The sequence below is a fragment of the Agrobacterium salinitolerans genome (genome assembly GCF_002008225.1).
Lineage (GTDB): Bacteria > Pseudomonadota > Alphaproteobacteria > Rhizobiales > Rhizobiaceae > Agrobacterium > Agrobacterium salinitolerans.
Genome location: NZ_MRDH01000017.1, coordinates 1 through 1,218, shown reverse-complemented (window position 1 = coordinate 1,218; position 1,218 = coordinate 1). Strand labels below are relative to the sequence as shown.

The following is a 1,218-nucleotide window of genomic DNA, read 5'->3' as shown; positions in this document are numbered from 1 at the left end:
CGGAGGAATAGGCATGAAATTCGGATTTTTAGATACATATCATCCGGAAAAATTCGTCTAAAGCTCTCCCAACTCAAGGAGAGAGACCATGACGGACACGACATCAGATTTTGATGGGTCAACAATTGCCCTGGAGGCCGCAGAAGAACCCGCATGGACAGCTGCGACCTGGTTCGCGGTTCTTTCGATGGCGGCCACCAGTTTTGCGCTGGTTTCGGCCGAGTTCCTGCCAGCGGGATTGTTGACGCCCATGGCGCGCGATCTCGGCATTACCGAAGGTACAGCCGGACAGGTTGTGACGGCGACAGCTTCCGTGGGCGCCGTGACGGCTTTGCTGAGCAATGTTCTCATCGGCAAACTGAACCGCAAGACCGTGCTTGTCGGTCTTAGTGCGCTGGCGATCGGCTCCAACATTCTCGCATCGGTTGCTGCCGATTTCTGGCTATTGTTGCTGGGCCGGGCCGGGCTGGGCATTGCGCTCAGCGGTTTCTGGGCGCTTTCGGTTGCGGTCGTGGCACGGCTCGTCGGCGCAAATTCGACCGGGCGCGGCATGGCTATCGTCACCCTGGGCGTTTCACTCGCCACCATTGCGGCTCCCTCCATGGGCGCCTTGATCAGCGACTGGGTGGGATGGCGCGTAGCCATGTCGATGACGGCGGGACTTGCCATCATTGCCATGCTGCTGCAGATATTCAGCCTGCCATCGCTGCCGGCAAGTACGAGCAACAGTCTTTCCGATGTTTTCCGGCTGACGCGGCGGCGCAGCGTTCAACTGGGGATGCTGGCAATCCTGTTGCTGATGACAGGGCATTTTGCCGGCTCGGTCTATGTGCGTCCCTTCCTCGAACAGGTGACGCTGCTTGACACCACGCCGATTGCCCTCGCCCTGCTCGGCTTTGGCGTTGCTTCCGTGATCGGCAATGTGCTGGGGGGCCGGATGGCTGACACCAGTATCCGCCTCGCACTCATCGTTACCGCCGCCCTGATGGCATTTGCGACGATTGCCCTCGTTGTCTGGGGTGTTCACAGCGGCGCCGCATTCGCGCTCGTCGCGCTTTGGGGCCTTGCCTTCGGCATGGCGCCCGTGGTGCTGCCGACCAATCTTTCCCGCGGTGCACCCGATGCGCTGGAAGCAGCAGGCAGCCTGATGGTCGTTTCCTTTCAGGTGGCCATCAGTATCGGTGCGGTCTTCGGCGGCTATATCGTCGATTCCTACGG

1 protein-coding gene is annotated in these 1,218 nt (G+C 60.3%); it reads left to right on the top strand.

What is annotated here, in order from left to right; translation table 11 throughout:
• Positions 1–88 precede the first annotated feature (88 nt).
• Positions 89–1,218 (top strand): MFS transporter (locus BS627_RS12870; RefSeq protein WP_077983622.1); only part of this gene is annotated, 1,130 nt, incomplete at its 3' end.